1 protein-coding gene is annotated in these 932 nt (G+C 55.9%); it reads left to right on the top strand.

The annotated features are described in order from the left end of the window. The first annotated feature begins 70 nt into the window (after positions 1–70). Positions 71–822, top strand: a protein-coding gene (locus E0L93_RS15540) for an IS5 family transposase (RefSeq protein WP_424511433.1) whose coding sequence is annotated in 2 segments (ribosomal slippage) — positions 71–404 and positions 404–822 — 753 coding nt in all. Because the reading frame shifts where the segments join, the coding sequence is not laid out codon by codon here. Positions 823–932: the final 110 nt, after the last annotated feature.

Here is a 932-nt window from a genome sequence, read left to right as displayed (position 1 = left end):
CTAGGGCGAATCGACATATAGGCAAATGTCTGCTTCACTCGGAGGGCAAGCCAACGACCGAGGTGGAGATATGCCCGCACGCTACGAACTCACGGAAACTCAATGGCGAAAGATCAAAGATTTGCTTCCGGGCAAACCCGGAGATCGGGGACGTACGGCCCGAGATAACCGCACCTTCGTAAACGGTGTGTTGTGGGTGCTTCGCAGTGGTGCCTACTGGTGCCATCTACCAGAGCGTTACGGCAACTGGAAAAGCGTTCACAAGCGTTTTACCCGCTGGGCAAGGGCCGGTGTGTGGGAAGGGGTCTTCGAGGTTCTAACGAGCGATCCGGATAACGAGTACCTTATGATCGACACGACCATAGTGAGAGCTCACCAGCAGGCGGCCTCCGGAAAAGGGGGCACCAGAACGAGGCTCTGGGGCGTTCCAGAGGAGGTTTGAGCACCAAGATCCACATGCTCTGCGATGCTTTGGGCCGCCCTTTACACTTCGTTCTTACGGGAGGTCAGGTCAACGACTCAACCCAAGCCGAGCGTTTGCTCGATGGCGTCGAGACCGCTCATGTGATAGCCGACAGAGGTTACGATAGCGACGGGGTGCTCGAAAAGATCGAGGGGCTTGGCGCCATCGCCGTCATCCCGCCGAAATCCAACCGCAGAGAGCAAAGAGAGTACGACAAGGAGCTTTACAAAGAGCGTAACCTGATCGAGAGGACCTTCAACAAGCTCAAGAGCTTCAGGCGCATCGCCACCCGTTACGACCGGAAGGCGCTGTACTTTCGCTCTTTTCTCTACCTGGCAGCTTCTCTGTTATGGATGTGATCCAATTGTCGATTCACCCTAGTACTACAGTTGTAATTCATGCCAGCAGCACGCCTCTGCGCTTGTAATGGCAACGCCTGGCTACGGCCTGATGCTGACGACGCCATACC

This window comes from Rubrobacter taiwanensis, assembly GCF_004337705.1.
Taxonomy (GTDB): Bacteria; Actinomycetota; Rubrobacteria; order Rubrobacterales; family Rubrobacteraceae; genus Rubrobacter_C; species Rubrobacter_C taiwanensis.
Note: the sequence above shows the minus strand (reverse complement) of the source record. Positions and strands in the feature narration are given on the sequence as shown.